Source organism: Chryseobacterium sp. 7, from assembly GCF_003663845.1.
In the GTDB taxonomy this organism is placed as follows: domain Bacteria; phylum Bacteroidota; class Bacteroidia; order Flavobacteriales; family Weeksellaceae; genus Chryseobacterium.
In genome coordinates, this window is the sequence record NZ_RCCA01000001.1 from 1,512,005 (window position 1) to 1,537,124 (window position 25,120).

Annotated in this window: 22 protein-coding genes and 1 pseudogene; 17 read left to right on the plus strand and 6 right to left on the minus strand. The window is 34.5% G+C overall.

Annotated features, from left to right (window positions below):
- The first annotated feature begins 400 nt into the window (after positions 1-400).
- From CLU97_RS06960 to CLU97_RS06980, 5 genes are all read left to right on the plus strand, one after another.
- Positions 401-1,684 carry a tetratricopeptide repeat protein gene (locus CLU97_RS06960; RefSeq protein WP_183084527.1) on the plus strand — a complete coding sequence of 428 codons (1,284 nt, stop codon included), beginning with the start codon at positions 401-403 and terminating at the stop codon, positions 1,682-1,684.
- Positions 1,685-2,120: 436 nt separating this feature from the next.
- Positions 2,121-2,555, plus strand: a complete 435-nt coding sequence (locus CLU97_RS06965; protein WP_121487282.1) for a transposase — start codon at positions 2,121-2,123, stop codon at positions 2,553-2,555.
- Between the two features lie 331 nt (positions 2,556-2,886).
- On the plus strand, positions 2,887-3,420 hold the full coding sequence (locus CLU97_RS06970) for a hypothetical protein (protein ID WP_147436461.1): 534 nt from the start codon (positions 2,887-2,889) through the stop codon (positions 3,418-3,420).
- A 1,124-nt stretch (positions 3,421-4,544) separates the two neighbouring features.
- Positions 4,545-5,369: an RsiV family protein gene (locus tag CLU97_RS06975; RefSeq protein WP_121487284.1), complete on the plus strand. Its 825-nt coding sequence runs from the start codon at positions 4,545-4,547 to the stop codon at positions 5,367-5,369.
- Positions 5,370-5,413: 44 nt separating this feature from the next.
- Complete coding sequence (locus CLU97_RS06980; protein WP_121487285.1) at positions 5,414-6,265, plus strand: diacylglycerol/lipid kinase family protein; 852 nt, start codon at positions 5,414-5,416, stop codon at positions 6,263-6,265.
- 111 nt (positions 6,266-6,376) lie between these two features.
- Here CLU97_RS06980 and CLU97_RS06985 read toward each other — a convergent pair whose 3' ends face one another.
- On the minus strand, positions 6,377-7,657 hold the full coding sequence (locus CLU97_RS06985) for a dicarboxylate/amino acid:cation symporter (protein ID WP_121487286.1): 1,281 nt from the start codon (positions 7,655-7,657) through the stop codon (positions 6,377-6,379).
- Positions 7,658-7,929: 272 nt separating this feature from the next.
- Here CLU97_RS06985 and CLU97_RS06990 point away from each other — a divergent pair, with 272 nt between their 5' ends.
- Together CLU97_RS06990 and CLU97_RS06995 are read left to right on the plus strand one after the other, a co-directional pair.
- Entirely contained in the window at positions 7,930-10,002 is a 2,073-nt protein-coding gene (locus CLU97_RS06990; RefSeq protein ID WP_121487287.1) for an ADP-ribosyltransferase domain-containing protein, read from the plus strand.
- A gap of 1 nt (position 10,003) precedes the next feature.
- On the plus strand, positions 10,004-10,291 hold the full coding sequence (locus tag CLU97_RS06995) for a hypothetical protein (protein WP_121487288.1): 288 nt from the start codon (positions 10,004-10,006) through the stop codon (positions 10,289-10,291).
- Positions 10,292-10,419: 128 nt separating this feature from the next.
- On the opposite strand, the gene ggt is transcribed toward CLU97_RS06995, so the two are convergent.
- Positions 10,420-12,108 (minus strand): gamma-glutamyltransferase, encoded by a 1,689-nt coding sequence (gene ggt / locus CLU97_RS07000; protein WP_121489674.1) that lies wholly within the window; start codon positions 12,106-12,108, stop codon positions 10,420-10,422.
- A 202-nt stretch (positions 12,109-12,310) separates the two neighbouring features.
- Here ggt and CLU97_RS07005 point away from each other — a divergent pair, with 202 nt between their 5' ends.
- Positions 12,311-13,276, plus strand: a complete 966-nt coding sequence (locus tag CLU97_RS07005) for an NAD-dependent epimerase/dehydratase family protein (RefSeq protein ID WP_121487289.1) — start codon at positions 12,311-12,313, stop codon at positions 13,274-13,276.
- A gap of 115 nt (positions 13,277-13,391) precedes the next feature.
- Complete coding sequence (locus CLU97_RS07010) at positions 13,392-14,114, plus strand: polysaccharide deacetylase (protein ID WP_228437558.1); 723 nt, start codon at positions 13,392-13,394, stop codon at positions 14,112-14,114.
- Between the two features lie 123 nt (positions 14,115-14,237).
- Here the strand turns inward: CLU97_RS07010 and CLU97_RS07015 are convergent, their stop codons facing one another.
- Positions 14,238-15,443, minus strand: a complete 1,206-nt coding sequence (locus tag CLU97_RS07015) for a metallophosphoesterase (RefSeq protein WP_121487291.1) — start codon at positions 15,441-15,443, stop codon at positions 14,238-14,240.
- A 65-nt stretch (positions 15,444-15,508) separates the two neighbouring features.
- Entirely contained in the window at positions 15,509-16,582 is a 1,074-nt protein-coding gene (locus tag CLU97_RS07020; RefSeq protein WP_121487292.1) for a 3-oxoacyl-ACP synthase III family protein, read from the minus strand.
- Between the two features lie 101 nt (positions 16,583-16,683).
- Here CLU97_RS07020 and CLU97_RS07025 point away from each other — a divergent pair.
- The 8 genes and pseudogenes from CLU97_RS07025 (at position 16,684) to CLU97_RS07060 (ending at position 22,973) form a co-directional block, all read left to right on the plus strand.
- Positions 16,684-17,252 (plus strand): annotated as a pseudogene (locus CLU97_RS07025) (hypothetical protein).
- 3 nt (positions 17,253-17,255) lie between these two features.
- On the plus strand, positions 17,256-17,987 hold the full coding sequence (gene ubiE / locus CLU97_RS07030) for a bifunctional demethylmenaquinone methyltransferase/2-methoxy-6-polyprenyl-1,4-benzoquinol methylase UbiE (protein WP_047096897.1): 732 nt from the start codon (positions 17,256-17,258) through the stop codon (positions 17,985-17,987).
- Positions 17,988-17,990: 3 nt separating this feature from the next.
- On the plus strand, positions 17,991-18,773 hold the full coding sequence (locus tag CLU97_RS07035; protein ID WP_121487293.1) for a porin family protein: 783 nt from the start codon (positions 17,991-17,993) through the stop codon (positions 18,771-18,773).
- A 138-nt stretch (positions 18,774-18,911) separates the two neighbouring features.
- Positions 18,912-19,214, plus strand: a complete 303-nt coding sequence (locus tag CLU97_RS07040; protein ID WP_041461837.1) for a hypothetical protein — start codon at positions 18,912-18,914, stop codon at positions 19,212-19,214.
- Positions 19,214-19,501, plus strand: coding sequence for a cell division protein ZapA (locus CLU97_RS07045; protein WP_121487294.1), 288 nt, complete (start codon positions 19,214-19,216; stop codon positions 19,499-19,501). Before CLU97_RS07040 ends, CLU97_RS07045 begins: the two co-directional genes overlap by 1 nt.
- Positions 19,502-19,734: 233 nt before the next feature.
- Entirely contained in the window at positions 19,735-21,300 is a 1,566-nt protein-coding gene (rny, locus tag CLU97_RS07050) for a ribonuclease Y (RefSeq protein ID WP_183084528.1), read from the plus strand.
- A 73-nt stretch (positions 21,301-21,373) separates the two neighbouring features.
- The gene (locus tag CLU97_RS07055; RefSeq protein ID WP_121487296.1) at positions 21,374-22,615 is read left to right on the plus strand and encodes an MFS transporter; all 1,242 of its coding nucleotides are present in this window, start codon (positions 21,374-21,376) and stop codon (positions 22,613-22,615) included.
- 178 nt (positions 22,616-22,793) lie between these two features.
- Positions 22,794-22,973, plus strand: coding sequence for a hypothetical protein (locus tag CLU97_RS07060; protein WP_034695964.1), 180 nt, complete (start codon positions 22,794-22,796; stop codon positions 22,971-22,973).
- A gap of 81 nt (positions 22,974-23,054) precedes the next feature.
- On the opposite strand, the gene CLU97_RS07065 is transcribed toward CLU97_RS07060, so the two are convergent.
- Together CLU97_RS07065 and CLU97_RS07070 are read right to left on the minus strand one after the other, a co-directional pair.
- On the minus strand, positions 23,055-23,990 hold the full coding sequence (locus tag CLU97_RS07065; protein WP_121487298.1) for a YeiH family protein: 936 nt from the start codon (positions 23,988-23,990) through the stop codon (positions 23,055-23,057).
- Positions 23,991-24,154: 164 nt separating this feature from the next.
- Positions 24,155-25,030: a LysR family transcriptional regulator gene (locus CLU97_RS07070; protein ID WP_121487299.1), complete on the minus strand. Its 876-nt coding sequence runs from the start codon at positions 25,028-25,030 to the stop codon at positions 24,155-24,157.
- Positions 25,031-25,120 lie beyond the last annotated feature (90 nt).

Consider the following 25,120-nt stretch of genomic DNA (forward strand, 5'->3'; position numbering starts at 1 on the left):
TCTCAGACAGACTCATATTCCTATTTTTCGATAATTATAAGCAAATAAACCTTTCTGCTTGCTTTTTTTGTTAAACATTAATGATTATTTTACGATAAAACTCATTAATTGTTAATCAAATTAATTAACTTTATTGTTATTGTTTATTTGATTAACAATTAATGGGTTTATGATGTAATAATAATTGTTCAATATTGAATTGATTATGAAAAAAAAAATACTTTTTATTGTCTTTTTTATACTAAGCCTGTCCTTTTATAAATCACAGGAATACAACAGGAAACAATTGGATAGCTTACTTACTCATGCCCAGGATTTTTTTGTGAAGACCCCTAATAACGCTATTCCACTGAACGAAAAGAATTACAAAATATTTCAAAAAGCTGGTTATTCCAAAGGTATGATAGAAAGTTTATATATGCTTTCTATATCTCATTTAGGTTTAGGACATTATCAAAAAGCTCTTTTCTATGCTCAGGAGACTGAGAAACAGGCTTCAGAAGTAGATGATTATAAGTATATTTCTAATGGATTACGAATATCAGCTCTATTGTATTCCCTTTTGGGATTACATTCAGATGCAAAGAAAATGTTTGCTGAAGCCTTTTCTATTTCTGATAAAATAACTGATTCTGATGATTTTTATGAAGCCAGAGGAAACTTATATAATACTAGAATCGAAATGTCAGCCTATAGCACTGCAAATCCTATGACTGTTCCTGAATATTTTGAATACGCTAAAAAAATAGCAAATATTTTTTCAAAAATTAAAAATACTAAAGTTAGAAGCAGTTATTTGGCATTTTCGTATACAACTTTGGGATGGGTTTACACAGAAAAAAAAATGTACGATTCCGCATATCATTATTCAAATAAAGCTTTAGAAATGGCTAAAAATGATGGAAATCTTCATAATGAATGTATTGCTCTGAATATTTTAACCTATACCTCAATGAAACAAAAAAAATATCAGCAGGCGATTGCTTATCTTGAAAAGTTGATTCCTCTTTCTCAAAAAGCAAATGAAGTGAATATGCTGCAATCTTCCTATAAAAGTATGCAAGTGTCGTACAAAAGCCTGAGTAATAAAGAAAAAGAAATGGAATATCTTAATAAATATGATGTAATTACTGATAGTTTGTCCAGAAATGACAAATCACTGAGAGAGACATCTGTCCAAAAAATAGCATTGGAAAGAGAAAAAACTTTCATTGATGAAAAAGACAAGCTTTATCTTCTTATTATTGCTATCTGCTTAATGTCAGCGTTGGTGTCTTATTTTGGTTATAAGTCGTATAAAGGTTATAAACAGGAAAGGAAAAAGATAAAGCATAAAGAAATTGTAATTGAAGAAAAAGAATACCAGCTTACTGAACTGAAATTAAAAGTAAATAATGCCTTTGAAGAAGTAGTGGAGCTGGCAAAAAAGGATGATTCTTCTTTCCTTACAAGATTTAGCGAAGTATATCCTGATTTTATTCAAAAAATGCATCTTGCTTATCCGAATCTTACCCCTGGCCAGTTAAAATTCTGTGCCTTATTAAAACTTAACTTTTCTACTAAAGAAATTGCACATTACACCAATATAACGATAAGAAGTGTAGAAATAAAAAAAGGTCGTCTTCGTAAACAATTAAATATTTCATCTACCGAAGATCTTAATAAATGGATGATGAATCTATAAAAAAAATTAATCAACTGATCTGATACGGATTATCTGGTTGTAAATTTTCTGTACTACCTGTTTTATCTCTTTTATAATATAGAGTAAAGCTTTTATTATGTATAATAAAAAATCTCCTGGCGGCTTCATTGTTTTTTCTAATAGACAATGAAGCTGTCAGGAGATTTTTAAGTAAGTACAACTACTGTTGTTGAATTTAATATATTTTCCGTTTTTTAAAATTACCATTTGATTATCAGTTGCTTAATTCGTTGTTGTAAATTTGTTGTAACTGTTTTTTTTGAAGAATACTATTGTTTTTGTCACTTTGCCAGAGAAAACTAAATCAAAATTGAGCATAGTGAACAGCAGTAATAAAATTTGGATTGATAACTCTGATAATGATTCTATTATATTCTGTGTTCCACAGTAAACTAAATACAAACGGTCTAAAATTATGAATCTGAAAAATCTGAATATCGGATCAAGTATCGAAGATATTGTTGATAAAAACAGGATAGAAATGCAGCGTATCTGTAATTTTTTGAAGTGTACGGAAGCAGATGTTTTTGCAATGTATAAATCTAAATCTTTAGATACGGAAGTGCTGCTTCGCTGGAGCAAACTTCTGGAATATGATTTCTTCAGGCTGTATTCTCAGCATCTGATCCTGTATTCTCCGCCATCTTCCACAGAAGCTGCGCAAAAGGGAAAAATACTTAATTCCCTTCCTGTTTTCCGCAAAAATCTATATACTATGGAGATGATAGAATTTATTCTGGAAAAGATAAGTAATGGTGAAATGACCAAGTCGCAGGTGATCACTGAATATAGGATTCCCAAAACAACTCTCTATAAATGGGTGCAAAAATACAGAAGCGTAGACAAATAGAATATTTAAATGCACAACAATTTATTTGAGGGAGGAAAATGAAAGCTTTTTACATTTAAGTAAAATATAACTGAAGCGTTACAGTTCCAAAATCAATTTTCAAAGCAGACATCATATTATTCCTCAGATAATACTATTATATAATCAGATTTAGATTACAAAATTTCAGAACAATAATTAACTTTAAAATACTTAAAATGAAAAAAAATCTAATTTTTGGATGTTTTCTGCTTATTTCATCATTGGCCTATTCACAAGTGGTATCAATACAACAAGCCCTCAAGGAGTTTTGGATGTTGTAAGTACTACTGGTACATTTATCCCACCCAGGATGACTACCGCACAAAGAAATGCTCTTGCTTCCCCTCCTACGGGAGCTGTTATTTATAATACGACGACAGCTGGTTGGGAATTTAATTATGGTACCCCTGCTTCTCCAACCTGGAAATCGCCTGTGACTGCTACGACGGCGTCTTCAAACATTGTACTGGCAGGAGGATCTACTAATGCTGTAGCACCTGCTGTAGGAAACGTTACTACTGATGGTGAGGGATACTACGAGTTTACATTCTCTCTACCTTCAGCTGCAAAATGTAAGCTTGACCTCTATCCCAGCGCATGGGCTGACACTGCTAGTGGTGTAGGAACGCGGTTATTTATTGATACCTTTGTCACATCATCCACACTCGCTACCGTTGTTACTGCAAATCAATCTCCTCAGAGGCTGCACGTTATAGTACCTTATAGCTATGTAACTCCAGTTAATCTAACTGCAGGTACTCATACTGTCAGAGTACAGGCTGGAACAACTTCTAGGGTAGATAATAATGATAGAATAACATACTCTTATCTATGCTGGAACTAATTTTAGCTTCGGCAAAAATAATTATTTGAAATTTGAAAAAAACATAAAAAATTCTTCTGTTCTTTAGTAACATAAAAATTTAAGAATAGCAAAAAAAATTGGGCAAATATTTAAGATAGAATTAATGCTAGCTCTCTTTCCTTTTTAGGAGAATACAAGGTTAAAAAATAAGAAAGGACAAACAAACAACTCAGATATTTAATTTATATAATAAATAAAAATAATTGCCTCATTTTTGTGAAAATGTTCAAAGAAATCACTGGATTTTATATTGAATTGGCAAAACAAATAATGGTGTCGTACTACCATTATTTTATTCTTGTGTATTGATAATGATAAATTTTCATTATTAACAGTTTAGTTATTTAACCATTCATGAAAATGAATGGTTTTTTATGATATTTTAAAAATTAGCCTTACGAAAAAATTATAATATTATTTTGTTTTTTTCTGAAACTTATCTTTATTGCTTAAAAAGAAAGCGGCAATTTAAATTGTGTATTTATTTAATTTTTTAAAATTTTTTCAACGATCAGTATTCTTTTACATGTTATAATGTGATAGATGAGGTTCAATGTATACAATCGGAAAAAAATGAAAATTAATTATATTTTATTGATAATCAGTTTATTGTTTTTTGTGATGTGCATTTGTTGTAGATTCTTTTTTTGAAATGAAGACTTTTTTTTGTCAATTTGCAGCAGTAATTTTTTATAAATACTAAGCAGATGAAAAAATATTTATTACCCTTATCCTATTGATAACTATAGCCTAGATTAATGTTCAAATAGAACGAAATAAAGCAGATAATAGTCAGTATATTTTACTTATAAAATATGGATTAAGACCAATAATATTTTTTCCTTAGAATCAGGCAAAAATTCTAAAACACAAATGAGAAAAAGCGCTTATACAAATATTCTAATTCCCTCGAAGATGGTATATGTTGCTTTTTCTCTTATTATTAGTATAGAAATTTGTTCATCAAATTATAAAAAATAAAAAATTAACAGATAGTTTCAGATTTACAAGCATTGATATTTCTACCATTAAAAAATGAATTTATCAAAACCATTCAATTTTTGAATGGTTTTTGCATTGACTAATTAAAAAAAATTAGACTTATGAAAAATACGATTGCTGTTATAGCATTATCTTCTTTCTTAGCAGTGATTGCCTGTAAAAAAAGTGAAAAAGCAGAAGCTGCAGATAAAATAGAAAACAAAGCACCTGAAGAATTTGTTGTAGACTCTGTGAAAGTAAATGATTCTGTGAAAATAACAGATTCATTAAAGCTTTCTTTCACTTCAAAACTCCTGGTTTTCCCAACAATAAAAGATAAAAAGCTGCTGGACAGTATCTATTTCCAGAATGAAAAAATTACAGACTTCTCTAAAGCCGGACTTCAGGCTTATCTTGATAGCGAAAAGAATAATTACTTCAACTCTGTGAAAAATGATAATAAAGACTGGGTTTCAGATGTCACTTATGCCCAAAATTGGTATTCAAGCTCACACATGAATTTAATTTCTAATACCAATGGCTATATGCATATACAATATACAGGAAGTGGCTATGAAGGTGGTGCTCATGATAATTATGGATTTTCAGAAAGAGTTTTTGATCTTAAAAACAGTAAAAAATTAGAATTGAAAGATATTACTTCAATGCCTGAAAATAATATTGAAGCTATTCTGATGAAAAATATTGATAAAATGAACAGCGGAACGATGGATGGGGACGGCGAAGTAAAAAATTCGGAGATGTTGTTAATAGAGAAAATTCCGGCATCAGATAACTTCTATTTTGATGATAAAAACCTGTATTTTCATTACAGTCCATACGAAATTGCAGCTTTTGCAGCAGGAGATATTACAATTCCTGTCTCATGGGAAGACCTGAAAGGGACTTTAAATGCAGAATTTAAAGAAAGAATGAAAATTAAGTAAATTAATGCTTCCAGTTTAAGGAAGCATTTTCTATTTTTGCGTTGATGAAAAAAGTAGCATTTATTATCAATCCATTTTCAGCCAAAAAGAATTACCAGCCGTTTTTGAACGAGCTTAAAAATAAGGTTGAAAATCCATTATATTACGTTTCAGAATCTATTCTGGGAACGGATGAGTTCATTAAAGATCATTTTGATGAAGTGGATATTTTTGTCGCTATAGGAGGGGATGGAACTATTTCCACCGTGGCAAAAAATCTTATTAATACTGAAAAAATTCTGGCAATTTTTCCGGCGGGTTCAGGAAACGGATTTTCCAATGAAACACAATTCAGTAAAAATCTGGACGAACTTTTAGAAAAAATAAAAGTCAAGAACTCCAGAAAGATTGATACATTTACGGTGAATGACAGGCTATCAATCAATGTTTCTGGGACAGGATTTGATGGTAAAGTAGTCAAAGAGTTTGAAAAAACGAGTCGTGGATTCAAAAACTACATCAAGGTTTCTCTGAAAACCTTCTTCAATTATAAACCTATTAAGGTGAAGTTTTTTGATGAAGAATACCAACAGTATAACGGCCGTTATCTGATGATGAACATCGCTAATACGCGTCAGTTTGGGAACAATGCTTATATTGCACCAAAAGCAAGTAAAAGTGACGGACTGGTGGATATGGTTTTGGTTAAGAAGTTTCCGCTTACTTATTCTGCACTGTTTGCTTTCAGGATGTTTACCAAAAGGCTGAAAGATGATGAATACGTAACGTATCTTCCGGTTTCCGAAATATCATTTAAAGTAAATACCAAAAACTGGCATCTGGATGGGGAATTCAATAAGATCAAATCACCTGTTCATATAAAAGTACAGCCAGCGAGTTTGAATATTTTGGTTTAAGGTTTTGAGTTGCTGGTTTGTTCGAGTTGCGGATTATACATAACATTGCACTCTGAACCCTGAATTCTCTCCCTAATCCCTGCAACCTAAAACCCACTATCTGCCGCCTATTTACATTTCCAGCTTTTTTTCCACTTCAGCCGGATGATCCAGGCAATATTGAAGCTGCTCTTTGTCAAGCTGTTTTTCCCAGTTGGCAACCACTACTGTTGCTACAGAATTCCCGATTACATTGGTAAGAGCTCTGCATTCACTCATAAATTTGTCAATTCCAAGAATCAAAGTCATTCCGGCAATCGGAATTTCAGGAACTACTGCCAACGTTGCTGCTAATGTAACAAATCCGGCACCTGTAACTCCTGCAGCCCCTTTTGAACTTAGCATAGCCACTAAAAGAAGCATCAGTTGCTTTTCAATCGGAAGATGAATGTTTAAAGCTTGCGCAATAAAAAGAGAAGCGAGCGTCATATAAATATTGGTTCCGTCGAGATTAAAAGAATATCCGGTAGGAACTACAAGACCTACAATGGCTCGTGAGCAGCCTGCTTTTTCCAGTTTTTCCATGATTCCCGGTAAAGCAGATTCTGATGAGCTTGTACCCAAAACGAGAAGAAGTTCTTCTTTAAGGTAGAAAAGAAGTTTAAAAATATTAAATCCATTATACCATGCTACGGCTCCCAACACCAAAACCACAAAAAGAATAGAGGTGATATAGAATGTTGCTACCAGAAATATCAGGTTCAGTACAGAATGAAGTCCATATTTTCCGATCGTAAATGCCATAGCTCCGAAAGCTCCAATTGGGGCAAGCTTCATAAGCATATGAACAATTTTGAAAACCGGAGTAGACAGATCTTGCAGAAAGTCTGTAACTTTCTGGCTTTTTTCTTTTGTTAAAACCAAAGCAACTCCCATTAAAATAGCCACTAAAAGAACCTGAAGGATATTTTCACCCACCAAAGGACTGAATAAAGTCTCCGGAATAATATTCATAATGAAGCCCGTAAGTGTTGATTCGTGAGCTTTTGCCTGATATTGTGAAACATCACCGGAAAGGGTAGAAGGATCAATATTCAAACCATGACCTGGCTGTAAGAGATTTCCGACTATTAACCCGATGATTAGAGCAAGGGTTGAAAAGGTAAAGAAATAGATCATTGCTTTGATAGCAATTCTTCCTACCTTTTTTAAATCGGTCATGTGGGCGATTCCTAAGGTGAGGGTGATGAAAATAACCGGAGCGATTATCATTTTAACCAATTTGATGAATCCGTCTCCCAAAGGTTTCATCTTTTCTCCCAATTCAGGGTAGAACTTTCCCAGAAGAATACCGGTAACAATGGCTATAATCACCTGGAAGTAAAGCTGATTGTATATTTTTTTTGCTTTCAAAGAACAGTCGTTTTGTTTTTTTAAGGCCGAAAATTAAGAAAATTTATCTGAAAACATGACAAAAGTCATTGAAAAATCCCTGTAGAGATAATTAATATAAATTCATCTAGATACTATAATTGGGAAGATTTGAAAAAAATGTCATTCGTTAGGTTTTCAATAACCTCGCAAAAGTATAGAAGGAAATTTTAACACGTCAAGTTTTGTCGCTATTCCCATTTACATTTGTTTTTAGAAGCGTTTCAAAAAAAAAACAAACAAAACACAATTTTATGGAAAATATTTTAGACGATCTTAATGATTTTGACGAAGAAAGTAAAAGAATGCTTCGAGGAAGTCGTATCATACAATTCGGAGAACTAAGGAAAGGGATTTATGGAAATGATAAAGACCCTTTTGAAGACATAAAAAGGAATAAAACATTTGATGAAATCTCTAATGAATATGTGTTGAGTACGCCTTTTGAGAAAAAGAGTACTTTTTATAAACCTACTACTGAAGATTATGATGCTTTATCCAAGGGTTTTTACACGGGTGGGATTAATTATGAACTTCTTGCAAAAGATTTGAAAGAAAAATTAGGACTGATAAATAACTTCTTGTTTGAGCCAGAAAAGTATCTATTGGAAGATAAGACCGTTTATTCAGGTTCTTCCTCGTTTAATGCTCCTGTATTCAGTAGTATTAAAAATAACAAACCCTTTGTATATAAAAAGAATGATACAGAAATTCAGGCGACTTTTGATTTAGCCAAATTAAATACCAGAAAAAATTTACTGAGTAACTCTTATAATTTTGGGATTTATTTTGACAATTATAAAGTGACCTATAATATTAACTTTATCTATAAAGACGGAGAGAATAAGAAGTTTTCTGATGCACAAACGGATGCAACTGAAACTCCCTATGATTTCAAATTGAATGACGAATACATAGCAATAAAACTTTATACAGGAAGTGCAGAAACCTTTATTGAATTTTTGAGAATTATAAAAGGTAATTCACAAGCTGAGCAAATGAAAAATGATATTATCCGATATTATAAACATTTTTTTGCAACCGCTAAAAGCAACCCTGATATTATAGATGCTTTATATGAAAATATCCCTGATTTTGTTTTGGAAGTCCTTACAGATGAAATGCTTTGGAAGGATTTTGTTTCTCTTTCTGAAAAAGCTATTGATACATCTGGTACTAATGAAAATCTTTCAGTCATTAATCTGTTAAAAGGTGTAAAAAATGGTGTTTGGTGGAGCACGCAGGTTAATAACAGTCCTAACGTAGTAAGAAAAGTTTTGAATAAACTCAAAGCCAACTATCTTGAAAATTTCATTATTGCATTGACAAAAGTGGGAATTAATGCATGGAAAGATTCTGATTACCAAAATGCGATAACCTATTCTCTCGAAATGAAAGACACGTTGAAAAATGGTGTTGTTGAAAACAGATTTGTGTATTGGAGCGGATTTTTGGAAAAAGAGAAGAAATTTGAAGTCGGTTTTACCATTCACTCTTATGAAAATGGGAATCAAGCTCCTTCGGAAAGTGGTTCTGAAACATTGGGCATAAATGAAGCCTTTACTCCGCTGAGAATATCAGATGAAAAGGAAGATTATTTTATACCTACAATTGTGGCGAATTATTTCACTGAAAAGCAAATTGAAAATGACAGATGGACAATTTTAGAGAATATTACAGCAGGGTTACTACCTGAATTTGAATTAATTGCCTTTAGGAATTTTTCTTCTTTAATTTCAAAATTAAGATATTCCAGATATTTAAAGGTTTTGGGAGAAAATCCTGCGTTTCAGAAAATATTAGTTGAGCTTTCCAGCACAAGGTATATGGCAAAATATTTATCTTTGGAAGAGGAAACGGCAGTAAGGCTTTATACATCAGGATATTATTCTGGTTTAAACAGAGCTTTAAGAGGAGAAATTGCGATAACAGAAGAATATAAAGTATTTAAAGAGTTACTCAATAATGCTTTGAAGAAATTACCAAAAACAAGTTCATCTACTTTTTACAGGTTAGAAAAAATGTCTCCTGAAATGTTGAGTAAAGAATATGCAATAGGTAAGACAATTGAAAAGAAAGGCTTTACTTCTTCTACTTATGATTATATGGCAGCAGAAGAAATGATGTTTGATGATTCTGGTCTTAATGTATTAATAAAAATTACAGGAAAAAATGGTAAGAACATAGAAGATGCATCATTATTACCAGCAGAAAGAGAAGTGCTTTTTAGAAGTAATACCAAATTTGAAGTAGAAAGTGTAAAATTTGATGTAAGTCCTGTTGATAATGTAAGTCCCATAACAAGAGTAAATATAAAAGAGAGATAACATGGAAGATTTAAACAATAAACTAAATATTTTATTAGAGAAAGAGAAGGTTATTAAAGATGAAATTGAGATTATTAAGAAAGATTACAATTATAATGATGGATTTTCAGATAAAGACGATTTAGAAAAATTCATTAAAGAAAATAGAAAAATCTTAGATGAGTTGACCAATATTAAAAAAGAAATAAGAGTATTAAAATTAGAATTAATGACACCCGAAGAGAAGTTAGAATACTATCGCCAAAAGGAACTTGCTAAAGAAAAATATAAAAAATCTGATTTGAGCTAGTTATGATTTAATTTGACCGTAGGTAAAAAATGATTGGTTCTACCTTAGTATTATGGTAGAACCAATCATTTATATTTATAAAATTTAATTAATTATAAAAGTTTAAACAGCTTTGGTGAATTAGTTAATTATTCCACCGCTACAGAATCATCCCCACGCCCATCTGCCACAGCATGAATATTTCCTTTTTCGTCAAGGACAATCATTTCTGTTTTGCCGATATATTTTGTTTTTTCAATCACATAATTTTTGCTTTTCAGCTCAGAAATGGTACTTTCCGGGAAATTATTTTCCACAGTAATGGTTTCCGGCAGCCACTGATGATGGAATTTCGGTGCATTCACCGAGGTATTGGCATTCAATTTAAAATCTACCACATTCACAATGGATTGATAGACTGAAGTCGGGATTGTAGTTCCCCCCGGCGTTCCCACAACCATAAAAGGCTTTCCGTTTTTAAGAATAATAGTTGGAGTCATAGAAGAAAGCATTCTTTTATTCGGCTGGATAGAATTAGCTTCTCCACCTACAGCTCCGAACATATTCGGTACACCCGGTTTGATAGAGAAATCATCCATTTCATTATTTAAAAAGAATCCAGCTCCTGAAACAAGAACTTTACTTCCGTAATATCCATTAAGAGTAGTGGTTACAGAAGCGGCGTTTCCGTCTTTATCCAATACGGAGATGTGAGTAGTCTGCATAGATTCTTTAGGCTGTTCTATAATTTTACCTACTTCTGCACTTGGAGTTGCTTTGTCAAAACTGAAGCTTTTCCATCTGCCTTTCAGATAGTCATCCGAAATAAGGTAAGTGGTTTTGTCCTGAATAAAATCCGGATCGCCCATATATTCTGCTCTGTCTGCATAGGCTCTTCTTTCTGCTTCCGTCATGATCTGAACTGCCTTTGTAGAGTTTTGCTGGTATTTTTCAAGATTTTCGAAGCTGGCCATTCTTAGCATCTGGGCAAGAAGAACACCTCCGCTTGACGGCAAAGGCATGGTAACTACATCATTTCCTTTGTAATCAAATTCAAGCGCTTTTCTTTCGGCGACTTTATAATTTTTAAGGTCTTCCAGGGTGATAATTCCGTTGCCTCTTTTCATTTCAGCGACCAGAAGATCAGCTGTTTTTCCTTCGTAGAAACCTTTAGCACCTAGTTTTTGGATCAGCTTTAGTGTTTCTGCTAAATCTTTTTGAACCAGAAGATCCCCTGCTTTCCATGGAGTATCTTTTACAAAGAGAATAGAAGATTTATTATGTTTCTGGAATTTTTCCCTTTGGCTGTTCAGCATATCTGCTTCCTTGTCGGTGATGGCAAATCCTTTTTCAGCAAGATCAATCGCAGGCTGGATTATTTTTTCCATAGGAAGTTTACAGTATTTCAGCGTAGCAAAGAATCCAGCCACACTTCCGGGAACCCCTACGGCCAGTCTTCCGTTTTGAGAAAGATCAGTGTCTGCTTTTCCTTTTTTATCAATGTACATGTCTCGGGAGGCTTTTTTAGGAGCAGTTTCCCTATAATCTAATGTGAATTTTTCTCCATTACTTTTTACACCTACCAAAAATCCACCACCTCCGATATTTCCTGCCTGTGGATATACAACAGCAAGAGCATATTGTGTTGCCGTAACAGCGTCGTAAGCATTTCCGCCCATCTTTAAGATTTTGGCTCCCGCTTCACTGGCTAATGGGTGTGCAGAGACTACAACACCTTTATTCTTCACCTGTACTTCTTTGATAATATTGATATCTGTATATTGGGCCCAGCTAAGTTGAGCCGCCAACAGCATCGAAGCAATTAAAATCTTCTTCATATGATTGTTTTTCTTGGAAGCAAAATTATTGAATTTTAAGTTAATCACAGCCTGATGATCATTGCATTTGATTTTTTCTTTTATTGAGATCATCTAATTGAAGTTATATGTAGTTTATCAGTGTGATGTTTTTAAATACACCTTTTTTATTATGGTTGACATGTTTTTTTTACTTTTGTAGAATTCTAAAAAAATCTGAAAAATGGAATCCTATACGGAAAGAATACTGATTACAGGTGCCTTGGGACAAATTGGTACCGAACTTACAAACAGACTTGTTGAAATTCACGGCGCTGAAAACGTGGTTGCTTCAGGATTAGACAGATGGCAGGAAGGAATTACTGCTGCCGGGCACTATGAAAGAATGGATGTTACCAATACCCAATTGGTAAGACAGGTGATTAAAGATTACGACATCACTACTGTGTATCACCTGGCTTCGCTTTTGTCCGGAACTTCTGAAAAGCAGCCTATTTTTGCGTGGAAACTAAATCTTGAACCACTGCTTCATTTTTGTGAAATGGCGAAAGAGGGACTTCTTAAAAAGATCTTCTGGCCAAGTTCAATTGCTGTATTTGGAAAAGGAATTCCAAAGCATAATGTGGGACAAGATGTGGTGCTTAACCCAACCACAGTTTATGGCATCTCTAAAATGGCAGGGGAGAAGTGGTGCGAATATTATTTTGACAAATATGGGGTAGATGTAAGAAGTATCAGATATCCCGGATTGATCTCATGGAAGACTCCGGCAGGAGGCGGAACTACAGATTATGCCGTTGAAATTTTCTACAAAGCCATTGAAGATGGAAAGTATACAAGTTTCATTTCCGAGAATACAGGAATGCCAATGTTGTATATGGATGATGCCATCAACGCAACCTTAAAATTAATGGATGCTCCTAAGGAAAGTGTAACGGTTCGTTCTTCTTATAATTTGGGTGGAATGTCATTTACTCCGAAAGAATTGTCAGATGAAATCAAGAAAGAAATTCCAGATTTTACGATTGATTATAACCCGGATTTCAGACAGGCAATTGCAGATTCATGGCCAGCTTCCATTGATGATTCTGTTGCGAAAAAAGACTGGGGTCTGACTTATGATTTCGGAATTTCTGAGATGACAAAGGACATGATTAAGAATCTAAAAGTAAAATTAGGGAAGGATTAATTAATGTAAAGTAAAACTTTAATTAATTTTCTTTTTAACGTTTGATTTTTAATATTTTATAGAATTTATATAAACTTTAATTTAAATGGTATTATTGACTTTTAACATCACATGTATGGAAGCTGAAGTAAAAAATGGCTCTCAAATTACGGCTGATGAACGACTGAAAATTACAGAAAATAATACCAAAGCGATTCTTAGAATTCTAGATATTCATGATGTCAAATCAAGTTTTTTTGTAGAGATTTCTCTAATCGAAAAGCTTCATAATTTAATAAAAGCAATTTCATCCAAAGGGCATGAAATTGCTTTTTATAATAAAGGTTCCAACCCTGAAGAAATTGAAAATGCCAAGAAGAATATTCAGGATCTGTTGGAGAAACAGATCAGGGGAATTCGTCAGAAAGATGTAAAAGTTTCGCAGGAAATTTTGAAACTGATGGAATTTAACTACGTCTCGAATATTGATAATGCCAATATCCTTTTTCCTTTCAAAAGACTTAAAAGGGATACAGTGATCACGGAAGAGGATGGACTAAGTATTGTACCGGAAAGTATCTCCCCGTACAGTCAGCTGCCTTACAATGATTTTGTATTTCAGATCCTGCCGATGAAGTATTATCAGAATATGGTTCTGGAAACTTTGCAGAATGAAGAGTTTGTTCTAATTTATCTGAACACATGGCAGTTTACAGATTTCAATAAATACCGTTTCGATATTCCTTTTTACCGACGCTTATTTTCGGGCAAAAAAATGGAGGACAAATTAGATGCCCTCCTTACTTTTCTTAATGACAGGGAAATGGCTACTTCCCGCATGAAAGATTATATTTTTTAGGTTGAAGGTGCTAGGTAGCAGCTATTAGGTCAAAGGGATTAGAGAGAATTATTTCTCATGATCAACAATATTCAATTTCTAAACCCCTAACATTAAACTCTAACCCCTAAACTTTAAACTTTACTAGCTCAATTCAAAAAGGGTAATCTCAGGCAATACACCCACTCTTCCAGGATATCCCAATACACCAAAACCTCTGTTTACGTATAATAATTTCCCTTCACTTTCGTATAAATCGGCCCATTTCGGGTAGCGGTACTGTACTGGTGACCATTTTACATTTTTAAGATCTAAACCAAACTGCATTCCATGGGTGTGTCCCGAAAGGGTCAGGTGAATGTTGGAAGGATGTTTTTTTACCACATAATCAAAATGGGTAGGATCGTGGCTCATTAAAATTTTAGTGGCAGATTCCGGTACTCCTTTTAAAGCATCATCTATTTTTCCGAATTGAGGAAATGGTTTCAATCCCCAGTTTTCAACCCCCAGAATATAGAGTTTCTCTCCGTTTTTTTCAATGACTCTGTGCTCGTTTCTCAGCATATCAAAGCCTGCTTGTTTTTCATAACTGATTAAAGTGTCAAGGTTTTCCTTTTTGGCTGCAGGTGATTCCCAGGTTACATAATCTCCGTAATCATGATTTCCTAATACGGCCAATTTGCCGTCTTTAGCTTTAATTTTTGAAAATAGAGGAATGAAGGGTTTGAACTCGTCCGCAACGTTATTCACCATGTCTCCGGTAAATAATACCAGATCAGGGTTTTGTTCATTGATCAGTTCGATAGCGTGTTGTAATTTGCTCGGATCAGAGAAACTTCCACTGTGAACATCAGAAATCTGGATGATTTTGTAGCCTTTAAAGCTTTTCGGAAGATTGGCAAAATTCACTCTGACTCTTCTTACTTTATGTCTGTATTTTCCAAATGTAATTCCGTCTATGAAAAGCGCTGAGAGAACTCCGCTCATCCCAAGACCTGCCAGGCTCAGGAACTTCCTTCTTTCAGGGAAGAAATTTTCCGTGGGTTTGGCAAAGCCTATCAGATAACCTCCCATTCTGATGAGATCATCAATTAATAAAAACAGAACCACGAAAATTTTAGGAAGGATAAAAATCAAAAATAATGAAATCATGATCTGGGCTCTTACCATGCTTCGGTCTGACCTTTGGTAATGGGTGACTTCATAGGCGAAAATGGCGTAAGCGGTTAATGATATTACCCAATATCCGATTCTAATCCAGGAATTATCGGTAAGCGTTCTTACTGCCTGATAGATGTATACTTCCAAAAACAGGAAGATTCCGGCGATGATTAAAAAATTCTTTTGCATGTCTGATCAAAAAAAGCACAAAGAATAAACTTCCCTGTGCTTTTATATTTTTAATGGTTTAAATATTACTTTTTAGGAAATCTATAAACGATAGCATTGATGTTCATTCCGGCACCTACCGAAGTCATCACAATGTTACCATTATCTTTAAACGATTGACCTTCCATTTTTCCTTTAATTATAATATCATACATCGTAGGAATTGTTGCGACGGAAGTATTTCCAAGATCCTGGATCGTCATAGGAGAGATGGAATGATCGTATTCTTTCACATCATAAAGCTTGTGAAGTCTCTCAATCATTGCATAATCCATTTTAGCGTTAGCCTGATGAATTAAGATTTTATCTATATCTTCAATAGAAAGACCTGCATCTGTAATGGTGTCCTTGATAGCATCAGGTACATTTTTAAGAGCATATTCATAAATCTTTCTTCCCAACATTCTTACATAAAGACGTTTCTGATCTGCTTCTTTATTGATAGATGGTTGGTTTTCAAGGTAGTTTAATTCTGGTCCGTTGTCGCAGATGGTGTTGTGAGCAATAATTCCTACGTTTTCTTCGTCAGTTGCTTTTACCACTACAGCTCCGGCACCGTCAGCAAAGATCATTCTGTTTCTGTCATAAGGATCTGTTACTCTGCTTAAAGTTTCAGCTCCCACTACAAGAATTGTTTTGGCAACCTTAGCTTTAATTAAATTATCAGACAAAATCATAGCTTCTACCCATCCTGGACATCCGAAAACCATATCATATGTTACGCATTTTCTGTTTTTGATCCCCAGTTTATTCTTTACTCTCGCAGCCATTGTAGGCATAAAATCTGCATATCCGTTTTCGGTAACTTCCCCGAAATTGCTTGCATAGATAATATAATCTAAATCTTCGCCATCTACTTTTGCATCCTCAAGGGCAATTTTTGCAGCTTCATATCCGATTTGAGAATTAGAAAGATCATCCTCAATGAATCTCCTGTTTTCGATTTCTGTAATTTCTACAAATTTCGCAATGGTCTCTTCCACAGGCTTTTCAATCTTTACTCCGTCTTCAGTGTAGAACTCGGAATTCATGAAGTAATCTCTACCAATAACTCTGTTCGGAATATAAGATCCAGAGCCAATAATGATCGTATTCGGCATTCGTTTATATGATTTTTTTAAAGATGCAAAGTTAATAATTAATATTAATAACAGAGAATTAAAAATATTATTAAATTTGCAAAAATTGTACTTTACAATCTATGAAAAACAACTCGTCCTTAAAAGGCTTACTTATTGCAGCTGTGGCGTTTATCGTTGCCTTTGGGATCTACTTCCTTTTTTAGCCAAGAAGAATTATTATGTTGTAGATAATCCTACCCCGAATACGTATTATTTTAAGATCAATAACGGATCTGAAGGAATTATTTCTGCGGGGCAGTATGTGCATGTGGATTTGAATAAAGGGAAAAACTCTATTCAGGTTTTTGATCAGAACAAAAAAATGCTTTACGATTCAGCATTTGAAGTGAACAAACTTCGTGGTCTGATTAATATTACGCACCAGGATTACTATGTAAATGATCAGTATTACGGATATAATCTTAAAAAAGATTCGTTGCTGACAGCACTTGATAAAACGGTTATTGACGGAAAAGATTATTACGGAGGAGCAAGGCACTTCAATAAGCTTTACACAGAAGATTTTTATTACAATGTAGATGAAGATTATGACCAAGTGATCAAAAATATCCAGCAGGTGGAATCAAGATCTAAAATCTTCAGAAAGCAGGATTACCTAAATTATTACAAAGAATATTACAAGTTTTAAGTTTTGACAAAAGATATCACCAAAGTTACTCCCTACAATTCGGAGGCTACAAAAAAGAGCCAGGTAGAGGACATGTTCGACAACATAGCACCGAAGTATGACCTTCTGAACCATGTTTTATCCATGAAAATAGACGTTTTGTGGAGAAATAAACTGGTAAGATGGATGAAAAATGATAATCCGCAGGAAGTGCTGGATGTGGCTACAGGAACGGGAGATCTGGCAATTACTATTGAAAAAGGAACCGGTTCTAAAGTAGTTGGATTAGATTTATCACAACAAATGCTGAATGTTGGCGTTATTAAAATAAAAAAACTTAAATTAGACGGCAAAATTTCCATGCAAAAAGGAGATGCAGAAAATTTACCTTTCGAGGACAATAGATTTGATGCTGTTTCCGTTGCATTTGGAGTAAGGAATTTTGAAAACCTTACCAAAGGTTTAGCAGAGTTAAGAAGAGTAGTTAAAGATAACAAAAGTGTTTATATACTGGAGTTTTCAAAGGTTGAGGGTTTCATGGGGCCATTTTATATGTTTTATTTCAAAAATATATTGCCTGCCATTGGCAGATTGGTTTCTAAGGATAATAGGGCGTATACATACCTTCCGGATTCTGTAAATGCTTTTCCTTTCGGGGAGAAGATGAAGCAAATTCTTTTAGATACGGGATTTAAGAAAGTTGAATATAAAAAATTAAGTTTAGGTATAGCCACAATTTATAAAGCAACAAAGTAACCTATGAATAAATTTCTATTAAAAGCACTGGTTTTAGCCTCAGTAAATGTTGCCGTTTTTGCAAACGCGCAATTCAGAACCCGAAACAGAATGGATAAGTTGGAAGATTTCGACGAACAGAAATTCAGCTGGGGGTTTTATTTGAACGGGAACAGACTGGATTACCGCATTGTTTTGCATCCGAAATACGGGATGAATGATAATGAAAACCTTGTTACCTCTAAGGAAAGTTATAGTTTTGGTGCCGGGCTTATTGCAAAATGGAGACTGAATGACTATCTTGACGTAAGAATAGAGCCAGGTTTACAGTTTGCACAAAGACAGTTGACTTTTAATACTCAATCCAATGACATTTATGCAGGTGGGTCTCTGACCAATCCTCCTTTTATGCCAATCCCTTTACAGGAAAAAGATAGAGTAAGAGAAATTAAATCTACTTTGATTGACATTCCGGTGCTTCTGGAACTTCACGGTCAGAGATGGTACAATTCAAGACCTTACGTTGCTGCCGGGGTAAACTATGTCGTGAACCTTCAGTCTAACGCAACTTCTACAGATGATAATATGCAGGGAATCTACAGATCCACAACGCATAACTTTGCGTGGTCTGCAGAAATGGGAATCCAGTTCTACTTCAACAAGTTTAAACTGACTCCTGCTGTAAGAGGAACATTCTTCATGAACAATGAGAAAGTGGCAGATAATGCTACTACACCGCCTTACTGGGCATCTGCAATCTCTACATTACAGACAAGAGCCGTAATGTTTGTTCTGAAATTCGAATAAAAAATATTTCATTGAAAAATAAACGGGAGGTGCATTAGCACCTCCTTTTTTGTTGTTATATCAAAATATAGAGTGTTTTATTTTGTTAGTGTTATTATTTTTTTATTTTTGCTTTTAGTTAGAATATACAAACCTGAAATGCTTCAAGATTTAGAAAACAATTTTTCAGAATTAGAGAGAAAGATTTCGACTCTGCAAAAGAACTATAAAAATCTTACGGAAAATTTAAAAGAATTAAGTATTGAGCATGAAGAGTTGAAGAAGAAATATGATGAGGAAAGAAGAAAGAATCAGGTATTAGCAGAAGAACAAAAAAATATAAAACTTTATTCAGCAATATCAGGAAATCCTGAACACAATAGATTAATGAAAAACCATATCAACAGATTGGTAAAAGAAATTGATTTCTGTATTGCTCAGCTTCAAAACAGTGGATTATAATGGAGGTAAGGAGAATAACCGTCAACATTGCAGGAAGAGTATATCCGCTGAACGTACCGGCAGCAGAGGAAGAAACTTTGCGTAAAGTAGGGAAGCAGATAGAGAATATGATTAAAGATTTTGAACAGAACTTCGATGTAAGAGATAAACAGGATGCTTTGGCAATGTGTGCCCTGAAACTGGGAACCAATGCAGAAGTAGTTTCTCTGAACTACGAAAAAAATATTAATTCTACCAACGAAAGGTTAATGCAGATTAACCAGTCGTTGAATGAAATCGGGAAATAGATTTTTTTTCCTGAAAAGTACTGCCTACAATAATTCTAACACATTAAAGGTAAACTCAACGCTAAACAATTACCGAACAAATGTCCATCGAATGGCGTGCCGGATTTCCGGATTACAGACAGTGGAAATCAGTTCAAATCGTGTTGATTAGGAGTTTACTCTCAATCTCTGGATTATTGTGGGCTTTTTTTATTTTAAAAGGATATGAATACAATTAAAACTCAATATAAATTATGATAGAAGTTATAGTAGGTGTTGTTTGTTTAGTAATTGGGGCTGCTGTGGGGATGTTCTTCTCCAGAAGCTCTCTGAATACGAAGGCAAAATTCATCATAGATGATGCTAAGAAAAACGCCGAAAACCTTATAGAAAAAGCTAACGTACAAGCTGAATCCATAAAGAAAGAAAAGAACCTTCAGGCCAAAGAAAAATTCCTGGAACTGAAATCTCAGCATGATGCAGACATCCAGTCCCGCGAAAAGAAAATGCAGGAAGTTGAAAAGAGAACGAAAGACAAAGAGCATAAGCTTAATGACGAACTTAGCAAGACTGGAAAGCTTGAAAAAGATTTAGACAAGCAGATTGCAGATTATGCTAAGAAAACTGAAATCCTTGAAAGAAAACAACAGGAATTAGATACAGCGAACGCTAAGAAAGTAGAAATACTTGAAAAAATCTCTAATTATACGGCGGATGAAGCTAAAGCAGAATTGGTAGAAACCATGAAAGCTGAAGCTAAAACAAGAGCGCAGGCACATGTTCAGAGCATCATGGAAGAAGCTCAGATGAATGCCAAAAACGAAGCGAGAAAAATCGTTATTCAAACCATTCAGAGAATCGGAACCGAGCAGGCTATCGAAAACTCAGTATCAGTTTTCAATATTGAATCTGATGAGGTAAAAGGTAGAATTATCGGTAGAGAAGGTAGAAATATCCGTGCTTTAGAAGCAGTAACAGGTGTAGAAATTATTGTTGATGATACTCCGGAAGCTATTCTTCTTTCATGTTTTGACCCTGTAAGAAGAGAGATTGCAAGATTGTCCCTTCACAGATTGGTAACCGATGGTAGAATTCACCCGGCGAGAATTGAAGAAGTTGTAGAAAAAACAAGAAAACAGATCGAAGAGGAAATCATTGAAGTAGGTAAGAGAACGATCATTGATTTAGGAATCCACGGATTACACCCTGAACTGATCAAAATCGTAGGGAGAATGAAATACCGTTCTTCTTACGGACAAAACTTACTACAGCACTCAAGAGAAGTAGCAAACATTGCTGCAACCATGGCTGCTGAGTTAGGATTAAACGTAAAATTAGCTAAAAGAGCAGGTCTTTTACATGATATTGGTAAAGTGCCTGAGCAGGAATCAGAACTTCCACACGCCCTATTAGGAATGCAATGGGCTGAGAAATATGGTGAAAACCCTGAAGTAGTAAATGCTATCGGAGCTCACCACGACGAAATTGAAATGAAGTCTTTATTGTCTCCGATCATCCAGGTAGCCGATGCGATCTCAGGAGCGAGACCGGGAGCAAGAAGACAGGTATTGGAATCTTACATCCAGAGATTGAAAGATCTTGAATCTGCAGCATTAAGCTTCGATGGAGTATCAAGTGCTTATGCTATCCAGGCAGGTAGAGAATTGAGAGTAATGGTAGAGAGCGGAAAAGTAAACGATGAAGTAGCTTCTCAGCTTTCTTACGACATCTCTGAGAAAATTCAGAATGAACTGACTTATCCTGGGCAGGTAAAAGTAACAGTAATCAGAGAAACGAGAGCTGTGAATATTGCCAGATAATAATCAGAAAAAGATATTTGATAAAAACCTTTCAAGAAATTGAAAGGTTTTTTATTTTTATCAAAACTTAAAAATGCAAGAACTGTCTCTGTCTTCAAAACTGAAGTACATTTTCTCTATTCCCGTTATTATTTCAGCCTTAGGCTATTTTGTAGATATCTATGACCTCCTTTTATTTGGAATCGTTAGAATCCCGAGTTTAAAGGCATTAGGGCTTAATCCTGATGCAGACGGAACCTTTATTCTGAACTGTCAGATGGTGGGACTTCTGATAGGAGGTGTTTTCTGGGGGATCTTCGGAGATAAAAAAGGAAGACTTTCTGTACTTTTTGGATCTATTTTAGTGTATTCTTTAGCCAATATAGCCTGTGGCTTTCTTCCTTACTTTCCTAAAGAGCATTTGGTGTATCAATATGCAGGGTTAAGGTTTATTGCGGGGATTGGACTTGCCGGAGAGCTAGGAGCGGGAATTACACTGGTTTCTGAAAGTCTGCCGAAAAATTTAAGAGCCATCGGAACCTCAGTGGTTGCCGGTTTCGGATTAATGGGAGCTGTAGTGGCTCAGCTTACTGTAGAATTGGCCGGAGGGTGGAATATTTCCTACATCATTGGCGGAATTATGGGAATTTTGCTATTGCTGCTAAGAATAAGCGTATCCGAATCCGGAATTTATAAGAATATTGTACATAAAAACGTCTCAAAAGGAAATTTTCTATCCTTTTTTACCAATAAAGACAGGTTGATAAGATATTTAAAATGCATTGCTGTAGGATTGCCTACATGGTATTGTATCGGAATTCTTGCGGTTTTGGCTAATCAGTTTGCTCCTGAAATGGGAATTAAAGAGATCAACCCGGGAAAAGCAATTATGTGGGCTTATGTAGGGATTTCTGTAGGTGATTTACTGAGTGGTTTTATCTCTCATGCTTTAAAATCACGTAAAATGGCCATTTTTTATATGCTGATTTTTACCCTGATTGGAGTGGCAATAATGTTATTTGGTAATACCAATACAGAAACAAAATATTATCTGTTTTGCGTATGGCTTGGTTTCGGAACAGGATATTGGGCTATGTTTGTGACACTGGCTGCAGAACAGTTCGGTACCAATATCAGAAATACGGCAACAACTACCGTTCCCAATATGGTAAGAGGGCTTGTTCCGGTAATGATTTTTGCTTTTGATTCTCTTAAAGGTCATTTCCCTGTGGTGGAAAGTGCAGCCATAGTTGGAGTGGTGGTATTCGGGCTTGCATTTTATTCTTCACTTACCATTTCAGAAACGCATGACAGAGATCTTGAATTTACTGAATAATTTAAATTGTTTAATAAATAATATACTGGTATTCCTTATTTTGAATATAATAATTAAGTTATAATCAATAATTTATTAATTTTTTCAATGGTTTTTGTTGCAAGTGTTTAATATTTGTTTAACTTTGGAGGGTAACTAAAACTATATTGTTTAATCAAAACTAAACCACATCAACATTATGAAAAATGCTAAAAAACTGAGAAAACAAGACTTGAAAAATATTACAGGAGGAATAAGCGGTAATCCGGATCTGTCTCTTTGTGGATGCAGCTGTTCAGGATCTGTAACAGGACCTTGGTATTGTGTACAGTATATCGGTTGCCCGCAGGTATATACTTGTGGTGAAGCCGCAATCTAAAGAAAATTATTTCAATTAGAAATAAACATTTCCACATTTAATATGCAGAACCCTTTTGATTTCAAAAGGTTTCTGCTCTTTTTAATGAATAATGTAAAGAAGACTGCCAATACTTATCGTTACCCATAGGATAACAGCCATAAGTAAAGGTTTTAATCCAATAGACTTCAGCGTTTGAATAGAAAGCGTAGAACCAATGAAAAATAAAGTCAGATTCAGTCCGGATTTTGCCAAAACAGTAATAGAACTACTGAAACGGTCAGGAAACGGGAAATAAGTATTCAGGAGAATGGCCACAATAAAATAACCGATAAACCAGGGAATCTTTATTTTAGAGTCTTTGCTTTTAAAAATAAACATTGTGATCAGTGAAACAGGAATAATCCATAAAGCGCGGGCTAATTTCACAGTAGTTGCTATTTTTAAGGCTTCATTTCCATATTTGCTGGCTGCACCTACTACAGAACTTGTATCATGAATTCCTACCGCACACCAAAGTCCAAACTGCTCCTGCGAAAGATTGAGAAGATGTCCTATAGCAGGATAAACAAACAGAGCAATAGAATTTAATGTAAAAACAATGGCCAATGCAAGAGAAATCTGTTTTGTACTGGGCTTAATAATAGGAGAGACGGCTGCAATGGCACTCCCGCCACAAATAGCGGTTCCCGCAGAAAGAAGATAAGACAAAGGCCTTTCCAGTTTAAATACTTTTCCCAAGAAATATCCCAAAACCATTACTGTAACAATACTTACAACTGTTAACATCAAACCTGTTTTCCCGGCATGAAGCGCTTCATCCAGTTTCAGCCCGAATCCCAGGCCAACAATTGAAATCTGTAGCAACAAATGAATATAGTGATGGAGATGCTTTTCAAAAGGATTTCCTATGAAAACAGCCAGTCCAAATCCCAAAGTAAGGGCTATAGGTGAAGATATAAATGGAGTAAGGCACAAAATAGCCAATACAATAAAAAAAACTTTCCGTGTCATTTCATTTTGAATGAAATCTTTCATAATGCGAACTTTTAAAATCTGCATCAAAATTCCGGAAAATACTATTACTAAGTAAATCGTATTTTGTTATATTGGATAACTAAAAGTTATATCTTTGCTTATTGCTTATTGCTTATTGCTTATTGCTTATTGCTTATTGCTTATTGCTTATTGCTTATTGCCTGTCACTCTGCAAACCTCAGAAAAAGTTTGATCAGTTCGGATTGTTCACCTTTAGGTAAGATAAAGTGAAAATCTCTTTCAATACTGAAATTTTTAATGTCAATCACTGTAAGGACATTGTTTTTCAGTTCGTTCAAGATGGTGCTGATAGAAAGAAAGGCCATACATTCTGAATGGAGAAGGTAATTTTTAATACTTTCACTGCTTCCCAGCTGCATAACAGTATTGAGTTCATGGATATTGATTTCCTTTTCTTTAAGCCTGTTTTGAATAAATTCCAGTGTCCCTGAGCCTTGCTCTCTGAAAATCAGATCCAGCTGATAAAGATCTTTTAGATTTAATGTTTTATGAGCAAGGGGATGATCTGATTTTGCAGCCAGAACAATTTCATCCGGCTTAAATGTTTTATATTCAAAATAAGAAGACTGTGATTCTCCTTCAATAATGCCCAGGTCAATCTTTTCCTCTTTTAAAAGGGTAGAGATGGTTTCCGTATTTCCCGTAAGCAGCTCAATCTTAATATCTTTATAATAAGAATTGAATTTAGCCAGAATTTCCGGTAAAATATACTGAGCAACCGTTGTACTTGCTCCGATAATCAGCTTTCCCTTATGCTGTTGATTAATCTGACTGATCTCAAATTCCATATCACGATAGATATTTCTGATCTTCTCTGCATGTTCAAACAAAATCTTTCCACTTTGAGTCAATTGGATTGAAGTTCCTTTACGGTCAAATAATTTAGCGCTTATCTGATTTTCAATCTCTTTAATGTGCTTGGTAACAGCAGGTTGAGAAATGTGAAGCTCTTCTGAAGCCTTTGTAAAACTTAACCGGGAAGCAACCGTATGGAAAACTTTTAATCTGTAATCGAACATGTGGTAAAATTACGAATTATAGTTGGAAGTGGAGAAGAGGAGCTGGTGAGTTTGAGGGTGGGAGGGTTTGAGAGTTTAATGTTTAGAGTT

Coding starts and splice junctions, on each gene's coding strand:
- CLU97_RS06960 (WP_183084527.1), top strand. CDS start 401: ATGATAGAAAGTTTATATATGCTTTCTATATCTCATTTAGGTTTAGGA.
- CLU97_RS06965 (WP_121487282.1), top strand. CDS start 2,121: ATGAATCTGAAAAATCTGAATATCGGATCAAGTATCGAAGATATTGTT.
- CLU97_RS06970 (WP_147436461.1), top strand. CDS start 2,887: ATGACTACCGCACAAAGAAATGCTCTTGCTTCCCCTCCTACGGGAGCT.
- CLU97_RS06975 (WP_121487284.1), top strand. CDS start 4,545: ATGAAAAATACGATTGCTGTTATAGCATTATCTTCTTTCTTAGCAGTG.
- CLU97_RS06980 (WP_121487285.1), top strand. CDS start 5,414: ATGAAAAAAGTAGCATTTATTATCAATCCATTTTCAGCCAAAAAGAAT.
- CLU97_RS06990 (WP_121487287.1), top strand. CDS start 7,930: ATGGAAAATATTTTAGACGATCTTAATGATTTTGACGAAGAAAGTAAA.
- CLU97_RS06995 (WP_121487288.1), top strand. CDS start 10,004: ATGGAAGATTTAAACAATAAACTAAATATTTTATTAGAGAAAGAGAAG.
- ggt (WP_121489674.1), bottom strand. CDS start 12,108: ATGAAGAAGATTTTAATTGCTTCGATGCTGTTGGCGGCTCAACTTAGC.
- CLU97_RS07005 (WP_121487289.1), top strand. CDS start 12,311: ATGGAATCCTATACGGAAAGAATACTGATTACAGGTGCCTTGGGACAA.
- CLU97_RS07010 (WP_228437558.1), top strand. CDS start 13,392: ATGGAAGCTGAAGTAAAAAATGGCTCTCAAATTACGGCTGATGAACGA.
- CLU97_RS07015 (WP_121487291.1), bottom strand. CDS start 15,443: ATGCAAAAGAATTTTTTAATCATCGCCGGAATCTTCCTGTTTTTGGAA.
- CLU97_RS07020 (WP_121487292.1), bottom strand. CDS start 16,582: ATGCCGAATACGATCATTATTGGCTCTGGATCTTATATTCCGAACAGA.
- CLU97_RS07035 (WP_121487293.1), top strand. CDS start 17,991: ATGAATAAATTTCTATTAAAAGCACTGGTTTTAGCCTCAGTAAATGTT.
- CLU97_RS07040 (WP_041461837.1), top strand. CDS start 18,912: ATGCTTCAAGATTTAGAAAACAATTTTTCAGAATTAGAGAGAAAGATT.
- CLU97_RS07045 (WP_121487294.1), top strand. CDS start 19,214: ATGGAGGTAAGGAGAATAACCGTCAACATTGCAGGAAGAGTATATCCG.
- rny (WP_183084528.1), top strand. CDS start 19,735: ATGATAGAAGTTATAGTAGGTGTTGTTTGTTTAGTAATTGGGGCTGCT.
- CLU97_RS07055 (WP_121487296.1), top strand. CDS start 21,374: ATGCAAGAACTGTCTCTGTCTTCAAAACTGAAGTACATTTTCTCTATT.
- CLU97_RS07060 (WP_034695964.1), top strand. CDS start 22,794: ATGAAAAATGCTAAAAAACTGAGAAAACAAGACTTGAAAAATATTACA.
- CLU97_RS07065 (WP_121487298.1), bottom strand. CDS start 23,990: ATGAAAGATTTCATTCAAAATGAAATGACACGGAAAGTTTTTTTTATT.
- CLU97_RS07070 (WP_121487299.1), bottom strand. CDS start 25,030: ATGTTCGATTACAGATTAAAAGTTTTCCATACGGTTGCTTCCCGGTTA.